This is a genomic window from uncultured Pseudophaeobacter sp. (assembly GCA_905479575.1).
GTDB lineage: Bacteria > Pseudomonadota > Alphaproteobacteria > Rhodobacterales > Rhodobacteraceae > Pseudophaeobacter.
In genome coordinates this window covers 19,814-39,801 of record CAJQNB010000059.1, presented here as the reverse complement: position 1 = coordinate 39,801, position 19,988 = coordinate 19,814, and the positions used below count along the sequence as shown (strand labels likewise).

The following is a 19,988-nucleotide window of genomic DNA, read 5'->3' as shown; positions in this document are numbered from 1 at the left end:
TAAACCCTGATGCAAACCCTGTACCGGCACAAAACCGCCCGATCTACCCCGCGCCTGTTTCAGACTGACACACCCCGCAACAACAGGGTAATATGGCTGTCGCCATATTTGCGCGCGTCTCGCAGCTCATAGCCTTCGGGAGGGGACATCGCCGCGTTTTCTTCCCAGATGATCAGCGCATCCTCCGCTATCCAGCCGCCAGCCTCGGCGGCCTTCAGGGCCTTTTCCCCCAGGCCTTTGCCATAGGGGGGATCGAGAAACACCACATCAAAGGGCGCCTGCGGGTTCTCCCCCAGCTTCAGCGCATCGCGCCGGATCAGGCTGGCGCGATCGTCGGCGCGACAGATGTCGATATTGTTGGCGATCAGCCCCTGCGATACCCGGCCATCATCGACAAATGTCACGCTCTCGGCGCCGCGTGACAGGGCCTCGAGCCCCAACGCACCGGTGCCGGCAAAAAGATCCAGCACCCGCATCCCGTCAAAATCAACCTGATGCGCCAGCACATTGAACAGGCTCTCGCGCACCCGGTCAGTGGTGGGGCGCAGATGTGCCCCCGCATCGCCCTTGCCCAGCGCCGCCAAGGCGCGACCGCGAAAGTCCCCGGCGATGATCCTCATGCTTTCAGCAGGGGTTTCAGATCCGCCGCAGCGTCTGCCACCGCCGCCTTATCTGCCGTCTTGCCCATGTCGATCAGCCGTTTGCCGACCATATAGGCACGCGGATCATTCATTGCGTCCACCGCAACCAATTGATCGCCCTTATAGTACCAGAACGAGGTGCTCCGGCCGTCACCGGCGCGGGTGACAACATTGTCAAACCCGGTGTTCAAGCCGGCGATCTGTAGTTTGACATCATACTGATCCGACCAGAACCAGGGCGTTGCCACATAGTCCTTGCCCGCGCCCATCATGTTCTGCGCCACGACCTCGGCCTGATCAATGGCGTTTGGCACGCTTTCCAGCCTGATACGACCGCCTTTATACGGGAAAGAGGCACAATCCCCCGCGGACCAGATCGACGGGTCAGATGTGCGCCCCTGCGCATCGGTCTTGATGCCATTCTCCACCTCCACCCCGGCCAGCGCCGCCAGTTGGGTGCTGGGGGTGATACCAACGCCAACAACGACAAAATCAACCTCAACAGTGGAGCCGTCGCCCAGGACGGCGCGGGTCACATGGCCCGCCTCGCCTTCCAGATGGTCCAGCCCGGTGCCTTCCAGGATGGTCACACCGTGATCCCGGTGCAGAGCGCGGAAATAGTCAGAGGTCTCGGGCGCGGCGACCCGCTGCAGGATGCGATCGCCCATCTCCACCAGGGTGACATCAACCCCGCGTTTGGCGCAGACCGCTGCGGCCTCCAGCCCGATGTAACCACCGCCAACGATCAAGGCGCGCTTGCCCGCAACCACATAGGGCGCCATGGCATCCACATCGTCCAGGCTGCGCACCACAAAAACCCCGCCAAGATCACCGCCGATGGCGGCAGGCAGCTGCCGTGGATCCGATCCGGTGGTCAGGGCCAGCTGGTCATAAGCAATCACCTCATCGCCCAGGCTCAGGGTCTTGGCCCCAGCATCAATCGCCGTCACCACGGTGCCGAGACGTAGGGTAATGTTGTTGTCAGCGTAAAAACTCTCAGGCCGCAGAAACAGCCGCTCCAGTTCCATCTCTCCCAGCAGATAGGCCTTAGACAGCGGCGGGCGCTGATATGGCAGGGTGTTTTCGGCCCCAATCAAGGTGATTTCGCCCTCAAACCCATCCTTGCGCAGCTTCGCCACCAAGGACGATCCTGCCTGTCCTGCTCCGATCACAATGATGTGACTCATTTCACCTCTTGCCTCCCACGCTGGTTCTGGTCTCCTGTTGTGGTAACCCTATAGGGGCGAAGAACCTAAACGCAATCACCACAACAGAGGAAACGCGCAATGATTTCTGCTGGAGAGAAACTGCCCGATGCAACGCTCACCCAAATGGGCGCTGAAGGCCCCGAACAGGTGCAGATGGCCGATAAGGTAAAGGGGCGCAAAGTCGCAATTTTTGCGGTGCCCGGCGCCTTTACCCCAACCTGTCATTCCGCCCATGTGCCCAGTTTTATCCGCACCAAGGATCAGTTTGCTGCCAAAGGCGTCGACGAGATCATCTGCATCTCGGCCAATGATCCCTTTGTGATGCAGGCCTGGGGCGAAGCAACCGGCGCCACGGCTGCCGGAATTTCCATGCTGGCCGATGCCGAAAGCGCCTTTACCGATGCAATCGGCATGCGCTTTGACGCGCCGCCCGCCGGGCTGATTGGCCGCTCGCTGCGCTATGCAATGCTGGTTGAGGATGGCGTCGTGACCCAGCTCAACATGGAAGAAAATCCCGGCCAGTGCGAACTCTCTGCTGGCGAAGGCCTGCTGGCCTCGATTGGCTGATGCAAAACGGCTGCCCGAGCCTATCGCTTGGGCAGCCGCATTTTTGATCTCAGGCCAGAGTTTCAGGCCAAAATTTAAGGCCAAAATTTCAGACCAGGCTATCGAATTTCCGCGCCAGCTTGGCATCCAGTGCCGAGACCCCCTCCACGTCATGGGTGGTGAGCACGACCGTTACCTGATTGTAGATATTGCTCCATTCTGGATGGTGGTCCCATTTTTCAGCCCAGATCGCGGCACGGGTCATCCAGCCAAAGGCGTCGACAAAACTGTCAAACGTGAAGGTCTTGGTCAGGGCATCGCGCCCCTCGACCATCTGCCATCCGGTTGCAAACAGCGGATCCAGTAGCGGCCCGCGCGTGGCCTCTGATAGTTTCTCAGTCATTCCTGTTCCTCCACTTCTGCTTTGCGAAACGGCCCATAGCTGGTCAGCACCTCGACCTCTTCTGCCACCGCTGCCCGCTCGGCTTCCAGATACCGGCCAACGGCCTCGGCAAACCCTGCATCACCGATCCAATGCAGGCTGTGTGTCTCCACTGGCAGATAGCCACGCGCCAGTTTGTGTTCGCCCTGCGCGCCAGCCTCAACCCGTAACAGCTGATTGGCAATGGCAAAATCAATGGCCTGATAGTAGCATAATTCAAAGTGTAAACAGGGGTGATGTTCCAGGCAGCCCCAGTAGCGCCCATATAGGGTCTCACGCCCGATGAAATTCAACGCCCCCGCAACCGGATAACCATCGCGTTCCGCCAAAATGAGATGCAGATCATCCGCCATGGTTTCGTGAATGATCGAAAAGAACTCCCGCGTCAGATAGGGTGTGCCCCATTTGCGCGATCCGGTATCCTGATAAAAGGCCCAGAAGGCATCCCAGTGCTCCGGGCGGAGCTGCTCCCCGGTATAGCTGTGGATTGTGCCACCAAAGCTCTGAGCCTGGGCGCGTTCCTTGCGGATATTTTTACGCTTGCGCGACGACAGCTCCGCCAGAAAGCCGTCAAAATCCGCATAACCATCGTTGAGCCAGTGAAACTGTTGGCTGACCCGTGGCATCAGCCCCATCTCAGTGCCGATCTGCGCCTCTTGTGAGGTGCAAAAGGTCACATGCAGGGATGAGACCTGGTTGTCGCCCGCCAGCTGCACCGCCCCCTGCACCAGGGCCGACTGGCCAATGCCCTCATAGCCGGGCCGCACCAGCAACCGTCGCCCCGTAGCGGGGGTAAAGGGCACTGCGATCTGCAGCTTGGGATAATAGCGCCCGCCGGCCTGCTCATAGGCATGGCCCCAGTTGTGATCAAAGATATATTCGCCCTGGCTGTGCGATTTGGCATAGAGCGGCGCGCAGGCAATCAAGGCCCCGTCGAGAGAGGCGGTCAGATATTGCGGCTGCCATCCCGTGCCCGGCCCTACCGACCCGCTTTGCTCTAACGCGCTGAGAAACCGGTAGGTGGTAAAGGGATCCAAAGGACGCCCGCCATCAAAGGCTTCCGGGCAGGCACAGGCATCCCAATCCGCTGCCGCAATCTGCGACAGGCTGCCAAGCACGCGAATTTCAACTGGTTTGTGATCCATAAACTCTCCCTGCTCCTGACACTATTTGAGCAGCGTATCGCGTTGATCAAGCCGGCAGCGGCGAAAGATATTGTTCAAAAGTAACATTATCCACCCATTTGCGCGCCTCGTCCTCGGCTGCACGGCTTTTCACCGTCCAGCATAGAACCGGCACCCCAGCGGCGCGCAAACCCTGCACCCGCTGACGCGACAGATCCCCCACCTCGTGGCTGATAAAGCTGGACTGGCTGCTGTCAAAATCGGGGATGTCGCGCAGCCGCTCACAGGTGGCTTTGGGAACCGGGGTCCAGTCCGTCGGGTCATACGCGCTGGTCACCAAACCCCGCGCAATATGGGGCGCGTATTGCGCCAATGCAGCGGTCGAATGTGGATTGAACGACATCAGGGCGACTGTTCCCTCATAGCCCTGCAGGACCTTGGCTGTGGCTGCTTCCAGATCGCCCACATTGGGGCCCAGATTGCCATCCTGGTCCTTAATCTCAATCAGTAGCGGTACCTGACCGGCCACCAGATCCAGCACCTCGGCCAGGGTCGGTATACACTCGCCGTCGCCACCTTTTAGCGGGATCTGTTCCAGCTCTGCCCGGCTGCGGGCCGCGACCAAACCTGTGGCCTCGGTCAGGCGGTCCAGGTCTTCGTCATGAAACACCATGGGACAGCCATCGCTGGAGCGCTGCAAATCAATTTCGATCGCATAGCCCGCCGCAATCGCCGCGCGGATGGCCGCGCGGCTGTTCTCGGGCCGTCCATCCGTCACATCATGCAGCGCCCGATGGGCAACAGGCAGCGACAGCAGGTCAGCAGGGAGTTTTGGGATCATTTGATCTGGAACACCGCGTCGATTTCAACCGCCACCCCCAGTGGCAACGACGGCGAGCTAACGGCCGAGCGCGCGTGGCGGCCAGCGTCACCCAGTGCGGCAACCAGGAAATCTGACGCGCCATTTACCACCTGTGGCTGCTGGGTGAAATCCGCAGTGGAATTGACAAATGCGCCCAGCTTCACCACCCGCACCAGGCGTTCAAGATCGCCACCGCAGGCGGCTTTCAGCTGCGCCAGCAGGGAGATGGCACAGCGCTTGGCGGCGGCCTGACCGGCCTCCACATCCAGATCCGCGCCCAGGGTGCCGGTGATCAAGCCGTTTTCATCCGCAGAGATCTGCCCGGAGACATAGACCATGTCACCCACAACGACAAAAGGCACATAGTTGGCCGCCGGGGCCGGGGCCTCTGGCAGGGTGATGCCCAGGTCTTTTAGGTTTGCTTCGATGCTCATGGTCACGCTCCTTCAACGCCGATGTTTCGCGGCGACGCTAGCGCTGATGACCCCCGCCGGAAAGACCAAAAACGACAACAGCCACCAGCACCGGGGCATCAGTCTTCGCGGAAGGCTTTGACAAAATAGTCGGCCAGGGGTTTCACCAGATAGGTCAGCGGCGAACGATCCTGGGTGCGGATATAGCTTTCCACCGGCATGCCGGGAATAAGCACCGTACCTTTGGGCAGGCGCTGCGCCTCCTCTGCGTTCAGTTCTATTTCAGCCCGGTAAAAAGAGGCCCTGGTGTTCTGGTCCTCAAATGCATCCGCCGAGACCTGCATGACCTTACCATAGAGATCCGGGGTATTGCGCTGATCCAGAGACGAAAATTTCAGCGTCACATCCTGCCCGACATAGATCTGTTCGATATCCGTGGGCGACACCTGCGCCACGATCACCAGCGGGCGGTCCTGCGGCACCAGATAAAGCACCGGGTCTGCCGCCCGGATTACCGAACGGGGGGTGTGAACCTGCATGTCATAGACAATTCCCGAAACCGGTGCGGTGATATCCAGCCGGTCCAGGCGCTCCAGCAGGGTGCGGCGGTTTTCGCCCAGCTCCAATTCCTGAAACCGCAGATCGCGCAGCTGGGTGATCGCCTCTTCCCGCCGGGTCGAGCCCAGTTTCAGGATCACGATCTCAGTCTCGGTAATCCGCCCCAAGGCCTGGGCCTCGGTGGCGATCAGCTCTCCCAAACGGCCACTCAGATCGGCCTCGGTGCGGCGCAGGTTGAGCACAGTCCCCGCCTGCGCCAGCCCCCGGTCCAGCAGAATTGTCTGGTTCTTCAGCTCCTCGGCGATCAACTCCAGCTGCTGCTCCATCGAGGCCTGCTGTGCCTTGATCCCGGTGATCTGATCCCGCGTCTGCGAGCTGCGTTTGTCCAGCTGTTCAATTTCACGGGCAATGGATTCTTCGCGGGCCACAAACAGACGGCGCTGACCCTCTACCAGATCAAGCACCGCCGGACGGGTCTCGGTCAGAGCCAACAGCTCCGCATCAAAGGTAACCTCTTTGGCGCTGTCACGTTCCGCTTCCAGCCGTCCGCGCCGCGCCATCATTTCAAACAACTGGCCCTCGATAATGGCCAGTTGCGAGCGCAACTCCTTGGCGTCGAGACGTAGCAACATCTGGCCGAGAGCGACGCTGTCGCCCTCATCCACCAGGATCTCGGCGACAATACCGCCATCCAGATGCTGCACGACCTGCCGGTTGCGATCCACCTCGATACGGCCAGAGGCAACAACCGCCCCGGCAATAGACGACATCACCGCCCAGGTCCCAAAACCGCCCAACAGGATAAGCAGGCTCACGGCGCCAATCAGCAGGGGCTTGCGGGCAGACCATTCGCTGTCCTGGCTCATTGCACACCTCCCGTGCCAGCCGTCTTGCGAATGGACTGATGATTGGCCACCATTTCCTGCAACACCTTATCCTTGGGCCCAAAGGCGGTTTGCACGCCGTTGTCGATCACCAAGAGCATCTCACATTCCTGTATAGCTGCCGGGCGGTGCGCCATGATGAGCACGGACTGACCCGCAGCTTTGAGCGCCTTGATCGCCTGGTTCAGAGCCACAGAGCCTTCGTTATCAAGGTTCGAGTTGGGCTCATCCAGGATCACAATCACCGGCATGTCATAAAGCGCACGGGCCAGGGCCACGCGCTGCATCTGTCCTCCTGACAGGCGCCCGCCCCCCGCAGATACGCGGGTGTCGTAGCCATCTGGCAGGTTGACGATCATCTCATGGGCTGCTGCTTTCTTGGCTGCGGCCACGACTTTTTCTGCATCTGGCTCCTCAGCCAAGCGCGCGATATTCTGCGCGATGGTGCCGTCAAACAACTGCACGCGCTGCGGCAGATAGCCAAAATGCCGCCCCAACACATCCGGATCATATTGGTCCAGCGCTGCACCATCCAGGCGCACGGTGCCGGCAGCCGGTTTCCAGGCCCCCGTCAGCGCCTTGGCCAGCGTCGATTTGCCCGACCCCGAGGGACCAATCACCCCAATCGCCTGGCCTGGCTCGACCCGGAAACTGACGTTGCGCAGCTGTGCCCGGCTCTCCCCCGGTGGCACCACTGCCAGCGCCTGAACCTCCAGACGCGCCGCGGGCTGTGGCAGTGCCATGCGCTCCATTTCGGGCGGAACCTTGGTCAGCAGCTCCGCCAGGGAATGCCAGCCTTTGATGGCGCGCTGCACCAGAGCCCATTGCCCCAGCCCCAGCTCGATTGGTGCCAGGGCGCGCCCCATCAATATCGACCCCGCAATCATCGCCCCCGGCGAAACCTCCCCCTGCAGCGCCAGATAGGCCCCCAAGCCCAGCATTGCGGATTGTAGAAACAGTCGAAGTGTCTTGGTCAGAGTGGTGAAGCCGCCGCCGGTATCATTGGCGCTCAGCGTGTCTTTCAGGGCCGCTGTGCGAATTTTCTGCCAGCGCTGAAACGCAGCGCCGCGCATGCCCATGGATTGGATCATCTCTGCCTCGCCGCGAATTTCCTCAGAAGAGAGATTGGCGCGATGGGAGGAAACCGCCGCCTTTTGCAACGGCTCACGGCTGAACACCTGATTGAGCAACGCCACCGCAACCAAAACCGCGCCGCCCCCCAGGGCAAGCAATCCCAGCCAGGGGTGGAACAGGGCAATCCCAGCGAGAAAGAAAGGTGTCGAGGGTAGATCAAACGCAGCGCCCAAAACCGGTGAAGACATCAGTCTCTGAATTGCCTCCAGATCTGCAGTCCCAGTCTGGGCAACCGGGTCCTGGGCCACCGCGGAACGGCGGACCATGGCGTCAAACACCCGTTTGTCCAGCTGCGCCTGAAACCGGGCGCCAATCCGTGCCAGCACCCGACCACGCACGTAGTCCAGAAGCCCCATCATGCCATAAAGAAACAGGACCAGCAGCGACAGGGCCACCAGGGTCGCCTCCGACCCACTGCCTAGCACGCGATCATAGACCTGCATCATATAGAGCGGCCCCGTCAGCATCAGCAGGTTTACAAAGACACTAAAAATACCAACGGCCCAGTACAGGCCACGGCTTTGGCGGCGGCAGGCCGTAAGTTCATCATAACCAAGCTTAAATGTTTTATTTGCCATATTGACTATGCTCTAGCTGTTCAAACCGCCCGCGACATATTAAACCCTCCACCATCTACCAATCTGGGGAAACCTGTTCCGAATCTGCCACAAACGTGCAAACAAATTGCTGTTGAAAGTGGGAATCTTCGGGATTGTCCTTAAATAGGCCGCGCGTGTTAAATAGGCCGCGCGTGTTTCTCAAATAGCGAATTAACTGGATCACATACCGAATGCGACTTTTCACCAAACCTCGTTTTGTTTTTGCTGCGCTTGCTATGGTTCTGTCACTGGCAGGCTGCGCCACACAAAGCCCTGAGGCCAGGGCTGCTGGCGAGGTTTTTGACCCCTATGAAAACACAAACCGGTCTGTGCACAGCTTTAACCTAGCAGTTGATCGCTACGCCTTTCGGCCCGCCTCCAAGGGCTATGTGACCATCGTCCCCGAACCTATGGTTACCAGCTTTTCTTCCTTCGCCCGGAACCTGTCGATGCCGGGGCAGGCCGTCAATGCCCTGCTGCAAGGCAACCCCAAGCTGGCCGGGCAGGCTTTGGCCCGGTTCGCCATGAACACAACAATTGGCTTTCTGGGCCTTGCGGACCCCGCCACTGAATTCAACCTTCCCCAGGTAGATACCGATTTTGGCAAAACACTGGCTGTATGGGGCGTCGGGGAAGGCGCCTATGTTGAACTGCCGCTTTATGGCCCCTCCACCGCGCGGGATGCCACGGGTATTCTTGTCGATTTCTTCACCAACCCCATTGGCTACGCTCGGAACAATCCCGCCGATAACATCAGCATTTACGCTGAGATAGTGCGTCGCATGGGCGATCGTGGCAGATATTCAGATACCGTGGATTCGATTCTCTATGAAAGTGCCGACAGCTATGCCCAGGCCCGCCTGCTGTATCTGCAGAACCGGCGCTTCGAGCTGGGTGAAACGGCCGAGATCAGTGAGATCGACCCCTTTGACCTAGATACTGAAGGATTTTAAATGATGCATCGCCGCAGCTTTTTGACCGGTCTCACTGCCAGCGCAGCGCTTGTCCCCGCTGCTCCCCTTTGGGCTTTGAACGAAGCTGGCGCCAGCAGATTGATCAGCAGTCTTGTCACCGACATCAATAAGGTCATCGCATCGGGCAAGGCTGAAAATGCCATGTTCCGCGAGTTTGAACGAATCTTCAAACGCTACAGCGACACCTCCTATATTGCGGCCTATGCGCTTGGCGTTGATGCCCGCCGGGCCTCTGCTGCCCAAAAACGGAATTTCTCCAAGACCTTCCAGGGCTATATCTCCCGCAAATACGGCAAACGCTTCCGCGAATTCATCGGTGGCAGCTTGGAAGTGAAAAGCGTCAAGCGGGTCAAGAAGTGGTACGAAGTCAGCACCACCGCCTTTCTGCAGGGGCAAGCCCCCTTTGAGGTCACCTTTCTGGTTTCTGACCGCTCTGGCAAAGATCTCTTCTTTAATATGTATATCGAAGGGGTGAACCTGCTGCTGACCGAGCGCACCGAGATTGGCGCGATCCTGGACAGCAACAAAGGCGATATCGACGCAATGATTGCCGAGCTGAAGCGCCAAAGCTAAGGCCAGTCGCGCCAGACCTTATCATCACAGACGAAAGGCTCCCAACCGGGAGCCTTTTCTTTTTTGCTACGCAGCAGACAGGCGGGCTAGTTGCGGCCAAAGATGTCGCGCAAAAGCCCATCCACCGCCCGGCCGATCTCACGGCCCGGCTGGATCCGGTCGCGCCGCCGCTGCGGAGCCGGCTGCACAGGAGGCGCAATGGGTTCAGGCGCCAACATCGGCAGGGGTTCTGGTGTCAGACCCTCATGCACCCGTACCATGGCTTCGTGCCAGATCTCCGCTGGCAGACCACCGCCGGTGACACCGCTCAAAGGCGTGTTGTCATCATAGCCCATCCAGACACCGGCCACATAATCTGCGGTAAAGCCGATGAACCAGGCATCGCGCGCAGCCTGGGTGGTGCCGGATTTCCCGGCCGCCTGCCAACCGGGGATCTGCGCCCGACGTCCGGTGCCCTCAGCGATGACCTTCTCCATCATCCAAACCAGCTGTTGCGCTGCCTTGGTACGGATCACCCGCTCGCCCATGCCACCACTGCGCCCCATCAAGGGTTCTGTATCGGTGGCCAGGCGCAGCTCGCTGACGCCGTAGGGCGTCACCGATGAGCCACCATTGAGGATCCCGGCATAGGCGCCCGTCATTTCCAGCAACGTGCTTTCCGAGGCCCCCAGCGCCAGTGCCGGCCCTTCGGCCATTTCGTTATCAATGCCAAAATCGCTAGCAACCCGACGCACAAGATCCCGCCCCACGGCTTCGGAAAGTTTCACGGCGGGAATATTCAGCGAATCCCTTAGGGCACGGGCCAGCGTCACCTCACCATAGTATTTACGAGTATAGTTCTTGGGACACCATTCGCCAGATCCGGGCAGGTCCAGGCAATATTCCGTATCCAACAGGATATCGAGCGGCGAATAGCCCAGCTCCAGCGCGGTTGCATAGACAAAGGGTTTGAACGCCGAGCCGGTTTGCCGCTTTGCCTGGGTGGCGCGGTTGAACACGCCAGAAACCCGGGTCTTGCGTCCGCCAACCATGGCACGCACCGCGCCATCCGCGCTCATCACCACAATTGCGGCCTGCGCCTTGGACCCCTTGCGGACCTTGTTTTCAAAAACATAGGTCATCGCCTCTTCGACGGCGGATTGCAGCCGTTGGTCCATGGTGGTGCGGATAACCACATCTTCCGACGTTTGGGCGCCAAAATAGCTGGGCACACTGTCCATGATCCAGTCCGCGAAATAGCCACCTGCCCGCGCCTCTGCCGCCTGGCTGAGCCGCGCCGGATGATCCTGCCCCGCTTTGGCATCGGCCTGGCTAATGTAGCCCTGCTCCTGCATCAGGCGCAGCACGGTCGCTGCACGATCCTGCGACCGCTTGAGATTATTGGTCGGCGCCAGCGAGGACGGCGCGGTCAGCAATCCCGCCAGCATCGCCCCTTCAGCGGCGCTCAGCTGGTTGGCGGATTTGCCAAAATAGCGCTGCGCCGCAGCCTCCGCCCCGTAGGCGCCACCGCCCATGTAGGCGCGGTTCATATAGATCGAAAGGATCTCGTCCTTGCTATATTTGACCTCCATGGCCAGCGCATAGATAGCCTCGGTGCCCTTGCGCCACAGCGATCCCTGGCGACAGTCTTTCTCATAGTCGGCCTCATTCTCCCATTCTGTCGGATCATAGACCCGCCCGAGGCACAGCAACTTGGCCGTCTGTTGGGTAATGGTGGAGCCCCCATGCCCCGACAGCGGACCGCGCCCTTCGCTCAAATTGATCCGCACCGCTGAGGCCACACCACGGGGCGAAATCCCAAAGTGGCGGTAGAACCGTTTGTCCTCAGTCGCGACGATCGCGTTTTTCAGATAGGGTGAGACCGTCTGCGCGGTCACCACACCACCAAACTGATCTCCCCGCCAGGCAAAGACGTCGCCCTCATGGTCCAGCAAGGTGACAGAGCCGTGCGCGCGGCCATCCAATAGGGTTGAGACCTCTGGCAGGTTCAGCACCTGATAGCCCACTGCCATGCCCACCAGGGTGAGAACAATAAACCCAACCCGCCAGGAAAAGCTCCAGATCAGCCGCAATAGCCAGCGCACCGGCATCAACAAAGTCCCAATCACCCCACGTGGCTTACGGGGGCGCGTCGGCTTTTGCCGCGCCGAGGCTGGTCGCTGGGGGTTAGCCCGGGACTGAGATCGAGGTTTCGCTTTAGGCTTGGGCCGCGGTTTTGCCTTTGGCCTGCCAAACAGCAGCCCCCAAAGCCCACCACGTCGTTTGGCAGGCCGTTTGCCCCCTGCCTTTGCATAGCGTTTTTCCGCCACCAGTGGCTTTTGCCCTGAACCCTGCGCCATCTTCACAATCCTGCCCGGTTTGCCCGTTTTTACCACTCTACCCTCTCTGCTCTGCTTTGTAGAGAGGCGGTTTAAGGGGAAAATAGCTTCTCTTGCCGCCTAATTTTCGAGCATATTTACAATTTTGCGCTCCTTTTTTAACCGACGCCTCCGTGCTGCACCTGCAAAACCACCGCTCCGGTTCCCCCGACTCGGCGCCTTGGTTTTTCTGCAATTGCAAATACGCGGGTGCAACAGCCAGATCCCTTGGTGACAGGCACCTTTCCAAGACGAGGATGTCGAAATGAAAATGATCATCGCAGCCATCAAACCCTTCAAACTGGAGGACGTCCGCGAAGCACTGACAGGTATCGGCGTTTCCGGGTTGATGGTTTCCGAAGTCAAAGGCTTTGGCGCCCAGGCTGGCCATACCGAAATCTACCGCGGCGCCGAGTACGAAGTGAACTTTGTCCCCAAACTGAAGCTGGAAATCGTGGTCTCTGCCGGCCTCGCGGAGCAAGTGGTTGAAACCATCGCCAATACCGCCCGCACCGGCAAGATCGGTGATGGCAAGATCTTTGTAATCGACGTGGAGCATGCCCTGCGGGTGCGCACCGGCGAAACCAATCAAGACGCGCTTTAAGCGCCGCATTTGGAGGAAAACTGATGCGTAAATTCTCTCTCTCTTTGTCGGCCCTGGCGCTGACCACTCTGCCGGGCCTGGCCCTGGCGGATGAGGCCGCTGCCGCTGCCCCCGCTGATATCACCCCCTATATCTTTACCACGCTGCTGTTCCTGATTGGTGGCTTTATGGTGTTCTGGATGGCTGCTGGTTTTGCCATGCTCGAAGCCGGTCTGGTACGCTCCAAGAACGTCACCATGCAGCTAACCAAGAACATCGCGCTGTTCTCGATTGCCGCCATTATGTACTGGCTGGTTGGCTTTAACCTGATGTACCCCGGCGACGCCTGGTCGATTGGCGGCATCCTTGGTGCCTTCTCGCCCACCGCGTTGGAAGCTGTTGGTCTGGACGCAGCGGATGCCTCCCTGGACTATGCCTCGGTTGGCTCTGATTTCTTCTTCCAGCTGATGTTCTGCGCCACCACGGCCTCGATTGTTTCGGGCACCCTGGCGGAGCGTATCAAACTCTGGCCCTTCCTGATCTTTGTGGCTGTGCTGACCGGTATCATCTACCCCATCGGCGCATCCTGGCAGTGGGGCGGCGGCTTCCTCTCGGAAATGGGTTTCTCTGACTTTGCCGGCTCGACCGTGGTGCACGCAGCAGGTGGTTTTGCAGCCCTGGCAGGCGCTCTGATCCTCGGCCCACGTATCGGTAAATACAAAGGCGACAAAACCATCCCGATGCCTGGTTCCAACCTGGCGCTGGCAACCTTGGGTACCTTTATCCTGTGGCTCGGCTGGTTTGGTTTCAACGGTGGCTCGCAGCTGGCGATGGGCACCGTGGGCGATATCACTGACATCTCCCGCATCTTTGCCAACACCAATATGGCTGCTGCGTCTGGTGCCGTCACCGCGCTGATCCTGACCCAGGTCATGTTCAAAAAGCCCGACCTCACCATGACCCTGAACGGCGCCCTGGCTGGTCTGGTCTCCATCACTGCCGGCCCGCTTGACCCAACCCTGTTTGGCGCTCTGTGGATTGGTGCTGTTGGCGGTGTGATCGTGGTCTTTGTTGTACCGATGCTGGACAAGCTGAAAATCGATGACGTTGTTGGCGCCATCCCGGTTCACCTGGTTGCCGGTCTCTGGGGTACCTTTGCGGTTCCCTTTTACACCGCCGACACCTCCTTCGTGACCCAGATCACCGGCTTTGTTGCCATCGGTGCCTTCACCTTCATCGTCTCCGGCATTGTCTGGCTGATCCTGAAGTCCACCATGGGCATCCGCGTCAGCGAAGAAGACGAGATTAACGGGCTCGACATGGCAGAGCTGGGTATGGAAGCCTACCCTGAATTCAAAGCAGGCTAACGCCCAAAGACCTATGAGCAGAACACAGAAAACGCGGCCCCCTGGGGTCGCGTTTTTTTCGTTTGGCCCCTCCACGGACGCTTTTCGGGCGGGGCCTGCTTTGCAAACACAAAAACGCGCCCCAGAGGGCGCGCTTTGTACTTTCAAAACCTGGCTGACTGGGCTTCAGACGCCAGCGTCAATGATCGCTTTGGCCAGGACAGGAATAGTGGCCGTGTTCAGACCCGCGATGTTCATGCGGCTGTCGCTGACCATGTAGATACCATTATCGAGACGCATTTTCTCAACCAGTTCCGGAGAGGTTCCCAGCAGCGAGAACATGCCCCGGTGCTGCGCCAGAAAGCCAAAGCGGTCAGAGCCGGACAGGCGCTGCAGCTCATTCGCCAGATCCGTACGCAGTCCCAGCATGCCCAGACGCACCTCTTCCAACTCTGCCATCCAATCAGCGCGCAGCGCATCATCGTTGAGGATCATGGTCACCAGACGGGCGCCATGGTCCGGCGGGAAGGAATAGTTCTGCCGGTTGAGAAAGGCCAGGGTGCCCTGATTGACCACCTGCAGCCCCTTGTCCTGCGCCACCGCCATCAACAGGCCGGTGCGTTCGCGGTAGATGCCAAAGTTCTTGGAACAGCTGGCGGCAATCAGCACCTCTGGGCAGCCAGCAGCCACCAGACGCACACCCAGCGCGTCTTCTTCCAGACCGTCGCCAAAGCCCTGATAGGCAATGTCGATCATCGGGATCAGGCCGCGCTCATTCATCAGTGCGATGACGTCTTGCCACTGTGTCTCGTTGAGATTGGCGCCGGTGGGGTTGTGACAGCAGCCGTGCAGCAGCACCACATCGCCCTTTGCGGCCAGTTTCAGATCCTCGATCATGCCGTCAAAGTTCACGCCACGGGTTTCGCGGTCAAAATAGCGGTAGGTGACAGTTTCAATGCCAACATATTTCAAAATCGACACATGGTTCGGCCAGGTCGGATCAGAAACATGCACCTTGGCCGATGGATTGGCCATTTTGATCATCTCAAAGGCCTGACGCACCGCGCCAGTGCCGCCGGGAGTGGCGGCTGCGGCGATGTTTTCCCGCGCCACGGCATCGCCGAGGATCAGTTTGATCATCGCATCGCCATAGGCTGGGTCCCCTGCCAAGCCAACGTAGGATTTGCTGGTCTGCTCTTCCCAGAGCTTATGCTCGGCAGCTTTGATGGCACGCATCACCGGCGTCAGGCCTTCGGCGTTTTTGTACACGCCGACGCCCAGGTCGATTTTGTTGTCGCGCGGGTCTTCGCGGAACATTTGCATCAGAGCCAAGATTTTGTCAGCTGGCTGTGGCTTCAGAGTTTCGAACATCAGGTCTCTCCGGTTGCAACGGGAAGGGTCGGGAAGGCACCCCATTCCGACCAGGATCCGTCATATAGCGCATGATCGGTCTTGCCGATCCGCTCCAGGCCCAGGCTCAGCACCGCAGCGGTGACGCCCGACCCACAGGTGGTAATGGCGGGTTTGTTCAGATCGACGCCAGCGGTCTCAAAGACCGAACGCAGCTCTTCTGGCTCCTTGAGGGTGCCGTCAGCCTGGAGAAGATCTGTGTAGGGCGTGTTCTTTGAGCCCGGAATATGGCCGCTCCGCAGACCTTCACGGGGTTCAGGCACCTCGCCGCGAAAACGCGCAGCAGCGCGGGCGTCGATGATCTCATGGTCGCCCAGCTTGGCGGCGGAAGACACCTGCGTCACATCGCGTACCAAATGGTTCTGCACCCGCACGGTCATATGGCGATCACGAATCACCGGTGGCAGATCTTCAGTCTCGCGACCCTCGGCCAGCCATTTGGGCAGGCCGCCGTCCAGTACTGCGATATTGCTCTGCCCCATCAGGCGGAACAACCACCAGACCCGAGCGGCCGATTTCAGACCGGCGCCGTCGTAGACAACAACTTGGTGGCCGTCCCCCACGCCCATGCTGCGCAGGCGGGACATAAATTTCTCAACCGGAGGCACCATATGCGGCAGTTCTGAACGATGGTCAGAAATGTCATCAATATCAAAGAACCGTGCATTGGGGATGTGCCCGGCGTCATATTCCGCCTTTGCATCACGCTCTTCCTGCGGTAGGTACCAAGATCCGTCCAGCACCCGCAGGTCCGGATCTTTCAGGTGAGCGGCCAGCCACTCGGTGGATACAAGAGTTTTTGGATCGTCGCGCATCAAAGCCTCCCTGAAGATGTGTCAATGCCTACTATTGGCATCACACAGGTGCAAGGGAAGGCTGCAATTATGCGCAAGGCAGCTCAAAGTTGTCAGTAAGATGCCGGGATCAAGGGGGAGCCACTCGCCTCTCTGGCGAGCCAAGCGTTTCAAGGTCGTATTAGGGTAAGTGTCGCATCTAACCCGGCAACCGCGCCTCAGGCCGGATCAGCCGTGATCCTTCATCAGGCGGCTCTTTTGACGTGACCAGTCACGCTTGGCCTCGGCTTCGCGCTTGTCATGGGCCTTTTTACCCTTGGCGATGCCGATCTTCAGCTTGGCGCGGCCCTTGTGATTGAAATACATCACGATAGGCACCAGCGTCATCCCCTTGCGCTGGGTCGCGTTCCACATATCCGACAGCTGCTTGCGCGAGACCAGCAGCTTGCGGCGGCGACGTTCCACATGTTTGAACATCTTGGCCTGCGAATAGGGTGGAATGTAAGAATTCACCAGCCAGAGCTCGCCATCCTCCACCGCAGCATAGCTTTCGGCGATATTTGTGCCGCCTTCGCGCAGGGCCTTCACTTCGGAGCCTTCAAGCACAACACCGCATTCCACGTCATCCTCGATGGCGTAGTCAAACCGCGCACGGCGGTTTTCGGCGATCACTTTGTAGTTCGGGTCTGATTTCGTCTGAGCCATGACTGGCAGATGTAAGCGCCCAGGCGAGTGGGCGCAAGATGCCTCTATCGCCTGGAGCTGCGGATCAGGGTGAAGAAACCACTCGCGACGATCACTGCGCTGCCCAACAAGGTCCAGCTGTCTGGACGCTCGCCGAAGACCAGAATGCCCAGCGCCATGGCAAAGACCAGCCGGGTATAGCGAAACGGCGCCACAACCGAGATTTCCCCATGGCGCATCGCGCCGGTCAGGGCGTTATAGGCAATGACGCCGATGCCAGTGGTGAGCCCCAAATACAGCCAGGCCCGACCACTGGGCCATACGGCGCCGCCGCTCCAGGCCAGCGCCATGATCCCGGCAATGACCAGCATGGCAAAGCCAAACAACCCCAGTTGCAGGTTGGTCATGGATTTGGGGGCCGCGCGGGTAGCAAGGTCGCGCCCGGCAAAACCCAGTGTGCCGATCACCGCAAAGAGCGAATAGATCTCAAACCCGCTAGCGCCCGGGCGCAGAATCATCAGCACTCCCACAAAGCCAAGCGTAATGGCCAACCAGCGCCGCCAGCCAACCTTTTCGCCAAAAAACACCACCGCGCCCCCTGCCACCACCAGCGGGGTGGCCTGCAAAATCGCCGAAGCCGAGGACAGCGGCGTCAAGGCGATAGCCAGGGTAAAACAGAGCCGCCCGGTGACCTCTGCAAGCGATCGCACCACCAAAGGGCGCGTGCAAAACCCCGGATGCCACAGGCGCTGCCCCTGCGCACGCGCCACCGCAGCAAAAATCGCCATACCGCCAATCCCAAAGAGCACAAGGATCTGCCCAACCGGCAGTTCCTGTGCGACTTTTTTGATGAACATGTCTTCCAAAGCAAAGGCCGCCATAGCCAGAACCATCAGAAAACTGCCGCGCAGAGTCTCCATGCTCTTTTCCCTTCCAGCCATATACTTGCCCCCTATCAGACCACTGTCAGGCCTGGTCCGCATTTCCAACGTGACGGGGATAGTGATGCATGTTCAAAAACACCGCCCCCTCCGCGCCGCCACGATATCCATGGGGCTGATCCGCCCTGAATCGAACCCCCTCTGCGACGCCAAGCGGCTGCCAGACATCGTCGCGCAACACCTCCATGGTGCCCGCCAGCACAAAAACCTCTTCTATCACCCCATTCTCATGCGGCTGCGACACATGGGACTGGCCTGGTGTCAGACTGATTTGAAAGGTTTCGCCGCCAAGCACGGGGTCAAAGGGAAAAATGATTTTCACCGCAATGCTGCCCGGAAACTGCACGGTTTTATAGGCCACAGCTGGATCAGGTCGCCCCGCATCGGGTGTGCCAATCAGCGCCGACAGCGGCAGGTGAAACCCCTTGGCGATTTTCCAAAGGGTGGCAATTGTCGGGCTGGATTCGCCCCGCTCAATCTGCCCCAGCATGGCCTTGCTCACCCCCGTCATATCGGCCGCCTTGGACAGGCTGATCCCGGCCGTATTGCGGAGGTTTCGCAGATTCGCGCCGATAATATCCTCTGTCATGATCTGTGCTCCAAAGAGCCTAAAGCAGGCGATTAAAAAAAGGGGCTTGTGCGTTATAACGCACAAGGGCAACATGAGCGTTATAACGCACGCCACCCTAGCGCAGCCCCGCGAGAAGGAAAACCCAAATGCTCTCTCACTTAAAACTCTCGCATCTGGCGGCCGGAGCCATTGCCGTGCTGGTTGGCTACACCAGTTCGGTGGCCATCATTTTCCAGGCGATCGAGGCCGTGGGCGCGACCCAGGCACAGGCAAACAGCTGGCTGGTGGCCCTGGGGCTTGGCATGGGTCTGACCTCTTTGATGCTGTCCCTCTGGTTTCGCATGCCGGTGCTGACGGCCTGGTCGACACCCGGCGCCGCACTGCTGGCTGTGGGATTGAAAGACGTCGCACTTGACCAAGCCGTCGGCGCCTTTTTGTTCTGCGGTTTGCTGCTCACCTTAACCGGGCTGACCGGCTGGTTTGAGCGCCTGGCGCGGCTGATCCCCGACAGTCTGGCCAATGCTCTGTTGGCTGGGATCTTGTTCAATTTTGGCCTCTCCGCCTTTACCGCCCTCAATGAGGACACCGCGTTGCTGGCCGTAATGGGCGTGACCTTTCTGGCCGGACGGCTCTGGTTTGCCCGCTACACCATTTTGGCCGTTCTACTGGTCGGCGGGATTTGGGCAGGCGCCGCAGGCAGCTTTGGCGATTTCACCCAATTGAACACCAGCCTGACCCTGCCCCAAGCCGTCAGCCCCGCCTTTTCTCTGCCGGTATTGATCGGCGTTGGCCTGCCGCTGTATATTGTGACCATGTGCTCGCAAAACATGCCCGGCACCGTCACCCTGCGCGCCGCAGGCTACACACCGCCGGTCTCTGCCACCCTGACCGTGACCGGTATTGCCACCCTAATCCTGGCTCCCTTTGGTGGCTTTGCCTTCAACTTTGCCGCCATCACCGCTGCGATCTGCGCCGGCCCGGAAGCCGATGATGACCCCAAAACCCGCTATCTCGCCAGCGCTGCCGCCGGAGTGTTGTACTGCTTGGTTGGCCTGGGCGGCGCCACCGTCATCAGCCTGTTTCTCATCGCTCCGCCAGCGCTGGTTGCTGGTGTTGCCGGGCTAGCCCTGCTGGCAACCATCGGCAACAGCCTGTCACAGGCCTTGCACCAAGAGACCGGGCGTGAAGCGGCGCTGATCACCTTTATGACTGCCGTGTCCGGCGTCAGTTTTTTTGGCATCGGCGCCGCCTTCTGGGCCTTGGTCTTTGGATTGCTGGTGAATCACCTCTTTTCACGCAGCACGCCCAAGCCCAGCGCCGCAGCCAAAGCCCCCTGAGAACAGC

At 59.6% G+C, this 19,988-nt stretch carries 20 protein-coding genes; 6 read left to right on the top strand and 14 right to left on the bottom strand.

Annotation, left to right across the window (positions count from 1 at the left end; translation table 11 throughout):
* Window positions 1-59: 59 nt before the first annotated feature.
* Both rsmD and QZ268_RS14890 read right to left on the bottom strand, forming a co-directional pair.
* Window positions 60-620, bottom strand: a complete 561-nt coding sequence (rsmD, locus tag QZ268_RS14895) for a 16S rRNA (guanine(966)-N(2))-methyltransferase RsmD (RefSeq protein ID WP_295454244.1) — start codon at window positions 618-620, stop codon at window positions 60-62.
* Window positions 617-1,828, bottom strand: coding sequence for an FAD-dependent oxidoreductase (locus QZ268_RS14890; RefSeq protein ID WP_295454241.1), 1,212 nt, complete (start codon window positions 1,826-1,828; stop codon window positions 617-619). The genes rsmD and QZ268_RS14890 overlap by 4 nt, the downstream gene beginning before the upstream one ends.
* Window positions 1,829-1,927: 99 nt before the next feature.
* Here QZ268_RS14890 and QZ268_RS14885 point away from each other — a divergent pair, with 99 nt between their 5' ends.
* The gene (locus QZ268_RS14885) at window positions 1,928-2,416 is read left to right on the top strand and encodes a peroxiredoxin (RefSeq protein WP_295454238.1); all 489 of its coding nucleotides are present in this window, start codon (window positions 1,928-1,930) and stop codon (window positions 2,414-2,416) included.
* An 88-nt stretch (window positions 2,417-2,504) separates the two neighbouring features.
* Here the strand turns inward: QZ268_RS14885 and QZ268_RS14880 are convergent, their stop codons facing one another.
* The 6 genes from QZ268_RS14880 to QZ268_RS14855 all read right to left on the bottom strand — a co-directional run bounded on the left by QZ268_RS14880 (window position 2,505) and on the right by QZ268_RS14855 (window position 8,390).
* Window positions 2,505-2,798: a 4a-hydroxytetrahydrobiopterin dehydratase gene (locus QZ268_RS14880; RefSeq protein ID WP_295454235.1), complete on the bottom strand. Its 294-nt coding sequence runs from the start codon at window positions 2,796-2,798 to the stop codon at window positions 2,505-2,507.
* Complete coding sequence (locus QZ268_RS14875; protein WP_295454232.1) at window positions 2,795-3,982, bottom strand: GNAT family N-acetyltransferase; 1,188 nt, start codon at window positions 3,980-3,982, stop codon at window positions 2,795-2,797. Before QZ268_RS14875 ends, QZ268_RS14880 begins: the two co-directional genes overlap by 4 nt.
* Before the next feature lie 46 nt (window positions 3,983-4,028).
* Complete coding sequence (locus tag QZ268_RS14870) at window positions 4,029-4,802, bottom strand: glycerophosphodiester phosphodiesterase family protein (protein ID WP_295454231.1); 774 nt, start codon at window positions 4,800-4,802, stop codon at window positions 4,029-4,031.
* Window positions 4,799-5,257, bottom strand: a complete 459-nt coding sequence (locus QZ268_RS14865) for a RidA family protein (protein ID WP_295454228.1) — start codon at window positions 5,255-5,257, stop codon at window positions 4,799-4,801. The genes QZ268_RS14870 and QZ268_RS14865 overlap by 4 nt, the downstream gene beginning before the upstream one ends.
* Before the next feature lie 98 nt (window positions 5,258-5,355).
* The gene (locus tag QZ268_RS14860) at window positions 5,356-6,660 is read right to left on the bottom strand and encodes an HlyD family type I secretion periplasmic adaptor subunit (RefSeq protein WP_295454226.1); all 1,305 of its coding nucleotides are present in this window, start codon (window positions 6,658-6,660) and stop codon (window positions 5,356-5,358) included.
* Window positions 6,657-8,390, bottom strand: a complete 1,734-nt coding sequence (locus QZ268_RS14855) for a type I secretion system permease/ATPase (protein ID WP_295454223.1) — start codon at window positions 8,388-8,390, stop codon at window positions 6,657-6,659. Before QZ268_RS14855 ends, QZ268_RS14860 begins: the two co-directional genes overlap by 4 nt.
* A gap of 212 nt (window positions 8,391-8,602) precedes the next feature.
* On the opposite strand from QZ268_RS14855, the gene QZ268_RS14850 reads away from it, so the two are divergent.
* Both QZ268_RS14850 and QZ268_RS14845 read left to right on the top strand, forming a co-directional pair.
* Entirely contained in the window at window positions 8,603-9,364 is a 762-nt protein-coding gene (locus QZ268_RS14850) for a VacJ family lipoprotein (RefSeq protein ID WP_295454222.1), read from the top strand.
* 3 nt (window positions 9,365-9,367) lie between these two features.
* Window positions 9,368-9,958 (top strand): ABC transporter substrate-binding protein, encoded by a 591-nt coding sequence (locus QZ268_RS14845; protein ID WP_295454298.1) that lies wholly within the window; start codon window positions 9,368-9,370, stop codon window positions 9,956-9,958.
* Window positions 9,959-10,044: 86 nt separating this feature from the next.
* Here the strand turns inward: QZ268_RS14845 and QZ268_RS14840 are convergent, their stop codons facing one another.
* Complete coding sequence (locus QZ268_RS14840) at window positions 10,045-12,297, bottom strand: PBP1A family penicillin-binding protein (RefSeq protein WP_295454219.1); 2,253 nt, start codon at window positions 12,295-12,297, stop codon at window positions 10,045-10,047.
* A 283-nt stretch (window positions 12,298-12,580) separates the two neighbouring features.
* On the opposite strand from QZ268_RS14840, the gene QZ268_RS14835 reads away from it, so the two are divergent.
* On the top strand, window positions 12,581-12,919 hold the full coding sequence (locus QZ268_RS14835; protein ID WP_295454216.1) for a P-II family nitrogen regulator: 339 nt from the start codon (window positions 12,581-12,583) through the stop codon (window positions 12,917-12,919).
* Between the two features lie 23 nt (window positions 12,920-12,942).
* Window positions 12,943-14,265, top strand: a complete 1,323-nt coding sequence (locus QZ268_RS14830; protein ID WP_295454214.1) for an ammonium transporter — start codon at window positions 12,943-12,945, stop codon at window positions 14,263-14,265.
* A gap of 165 nt (window positions 14,266-14,430) precedes the next feature.
* Here the strand turns inward: QZ268_RS14830 and QZ268_RS14825 are convergent, their stop codons facing one another.
* The 5 genes from QZ268_RS14825 to QZ268_RS14805 all read right to left on the bottom strand — a co-directional run bounded on the left by QZ268_RS14825 (window position 14,431) and on the right by QZ268_RS14805 (window position 18,662).
* A complete protein-coding gene (locus tag QZ268_RS14825; RefSeq protein WP_295454211.1) occupies window positions 14,431-15,615 on the bottom strand; it encodes an amino acid aminotransferase in 1,185 nt (394 codons plus the stop codon).
* Entirely contained in the window at window positions 15,615-16,469 is an 855-nt protein-coding gene (gene sseA / locus QZ268_RS14820; RefSeq protein ID WP_295454208.1) for a 3-mercaptopyruvate sulfurtransferase, read from the bottom strand. The genes QZ268_RS14825 and sseA overlap by 1 nt, the downstream gene beginning before the upstream one ends.
* 207 nt (window positions 16,470-16,676) lie before the next feature.
* Window positions 16,677-17,153, bottom strand: a complete 477-nt coding sequence (gene smpB / locus QZ268_RS14815) for an SsrA-binding protein SmpB (RefSeq protein WP_295454206.1) — start codon at window positions 17,151-17,153, stop codon at window positions 16,677-16,679.
* A gap of 44 nt (window positions 17,154-17,197) precedes the next feature.
* The gene (locus tag QZ268_RS14810; protein ID WP_295454203.1) at window positions 17,198-18,052 is read right to left on the bottom strand and encodes a DMT family transporter; all 855 of its coding nucleotides are present in this window, start codon (window positions 18,050-18,052) and stop codon (window positions 17,198-17,200) included.
* A gap of 46 nt (window positions 18,053-18,098) precedes the next feature.
* The gene (locus QZ268_RS14805) at window positions 18,099-18,662 is read right to left on the bottom strand and encodes a helix-turn-helix domain-containing protein (protein ID WP_295454200.1); all 564 of its coding nucleotides are present in this window, start codon (window positions 18,660-18,662) and stop codon (window positions 18,099-18,101) included.
* 128 nt (window positions 18,663-18,790) lie between these two features.
* Here QZ268_RS14805 and QZ268_RS14800 point away from each other — a divergent pair, with 128 nt between their 5' ends.
* Window positions 18,791-19,981: a benzoate/H(+) symporter BenE family transporter gene (locus QZ268_RS14800; RefSeq protein ID WP_295454198.1), complete on the top strand. Its 1,191-nt coding sequence runs from the start codon at window positions 18,791-18,793 to the stop codon at window positions 19,979-19,981.
* The last annotated feature ends 7 nt before the right edge of the window (window positions 19,982-19,988 follow it).

Bases quoted from the DNA above. Each gene is read 5' to 3' on its own strand.
- QZ268_RS14860 (WP_295454226.1), bottom strand. From the start codon at position 6,660: ATGAGCCAGGACAGCGAATGGTCTGCCCGCAAGCCCCTGCTGATTGGC.
- smpB (WP_295454206.1), bottom strand. From the start codon at position 17,153: ATGGCTCAGACGAAATCAGACCCGAACTACAAAGTGATCGCCGAAAAC.
- QZ268_RS14825 (WP_295454211.1), bottom strand. From the start codon at position 15,615: ATGTTCGAAACTCTGAAGCCACAGCCAGCTGACAAAATCTTGGCTCTG.
- QZ268_RS14840 (WP_295454219.1), bottom strand. From the start codon at position 12,297: ATGGCGCAGGGTTCAGGGCAAAAGCCACTGGTGGCGGAAAAACGCTAT.
- QZ268_RS14870 (WP_295454231.1), bottom strand. From the start codon at position 4,802: ATGATCCCAAAACTCCCTGCTGACCTGCTGTCGCTGCCTGTTGCCCAT.
- rsmD (WP_295454244.1), bottom strand. From the start codon at position 620: ATGAGGATCATCGCCGGGGACTTTCGCGGTCGCGCCTTGGCGGCGCTG.
- QZ268_RS14865 (WP_295454228.1), bottom strand. From the start codon at position 5,257: ATGAGCATCGAAGCAAACCTAAAAGACCTGGGCATCACCCTGCCAGAG.
- QZ268_RS14885 (WP_295454238.1), top strand. From the start codon at position 1,928: ATGATTTCTGCTGGAGAGAAACTGCCCGATGCAACGCTCACCCAAATG.
- QZ268_RS14835 (WP_295454216.1), top strand. From the start codon at position 12,581: ATGAAAATGATCATCGCAGCCATCAAACCCTTCAAACTGGAGGACGTC.
- QZ268_RS14805 (WP_295454200.1), bottom strand. From the start codon at position 18,662: ATGACAGAGGATATTATCGGCGCGAATCTGCGAAACCTCCGCAATACG.
- QZ268_RS14855 (WP_295454223.1), bottom strand. From the start codon at position 8,390: ATGGCAAATAAAACATTTAAGCTTGGTTATGATGAACTTACGGCCTGC.
- QZ268_RS14845 (WP_295454298.1), top strand. From the start codon at position 9,368: ATGCATCGCCGCAGCTTTTTGACCGGTCTCACTGCCAGCGCAGCGCTT.
- sseA (WP_295454208.1), bottom strand. From the start codon at position 16,469: ATGCGCGACGATCCAAAAACTCTTGTATCCACCGAGTGGCTGGCCGCT.
- QZ268_RS14850 (WP_295454222.1), top strand. From the start codon at position 8,603: ATGCGACTTTTCACCAAACCTCGTTTTGTTTTTGCTGCGCTTGCTATG.
- QZ268_RS14830 (WP_295454214.1), top strand. From the start codon at position 12,943: ATGCGTAAATTCTCTCTCTCTTTGTCGGCCCTGGCGCTGACCACTCTG.
- QZ268_RS14875 (WP_295454232.1), bottom strand. From the start codon at position 3,982: ATGGATCACAAACCAGTTGAAATTCGCGTGCTTGGCAGCCTGTCGCAG.
- QZ268_RS14880 (WP_295454235.1), bottom strand. From the start codon at position 2,798: ATGACTGAGAAACTATCAGAGGCCACGCGCGGGCCGCTACTGGATCCG.
- QZ268_RS14890 (WP_295454241.1), bottom strand. From the start codon at position 1,828: ATGAGTCACATCATTGTGATCGGAGCAGGACAGGCAGGATCGTCCTTG.
- QZ268_RS14800 (WP_295454198.1), top strand. From the start codon at position 18,791: ATGCTCTCTCACTTAAAACTCTCGCATCTGGCGGCCGGAGCCATTGCC.
- QZ268_RS14810 (WP_295454203.1), bottom strand. From the start codon at position 18,052: ATGGAGACTCTGCGCGGCAGTTTTCTGATGGTTCTGGCTATGGCGGCC.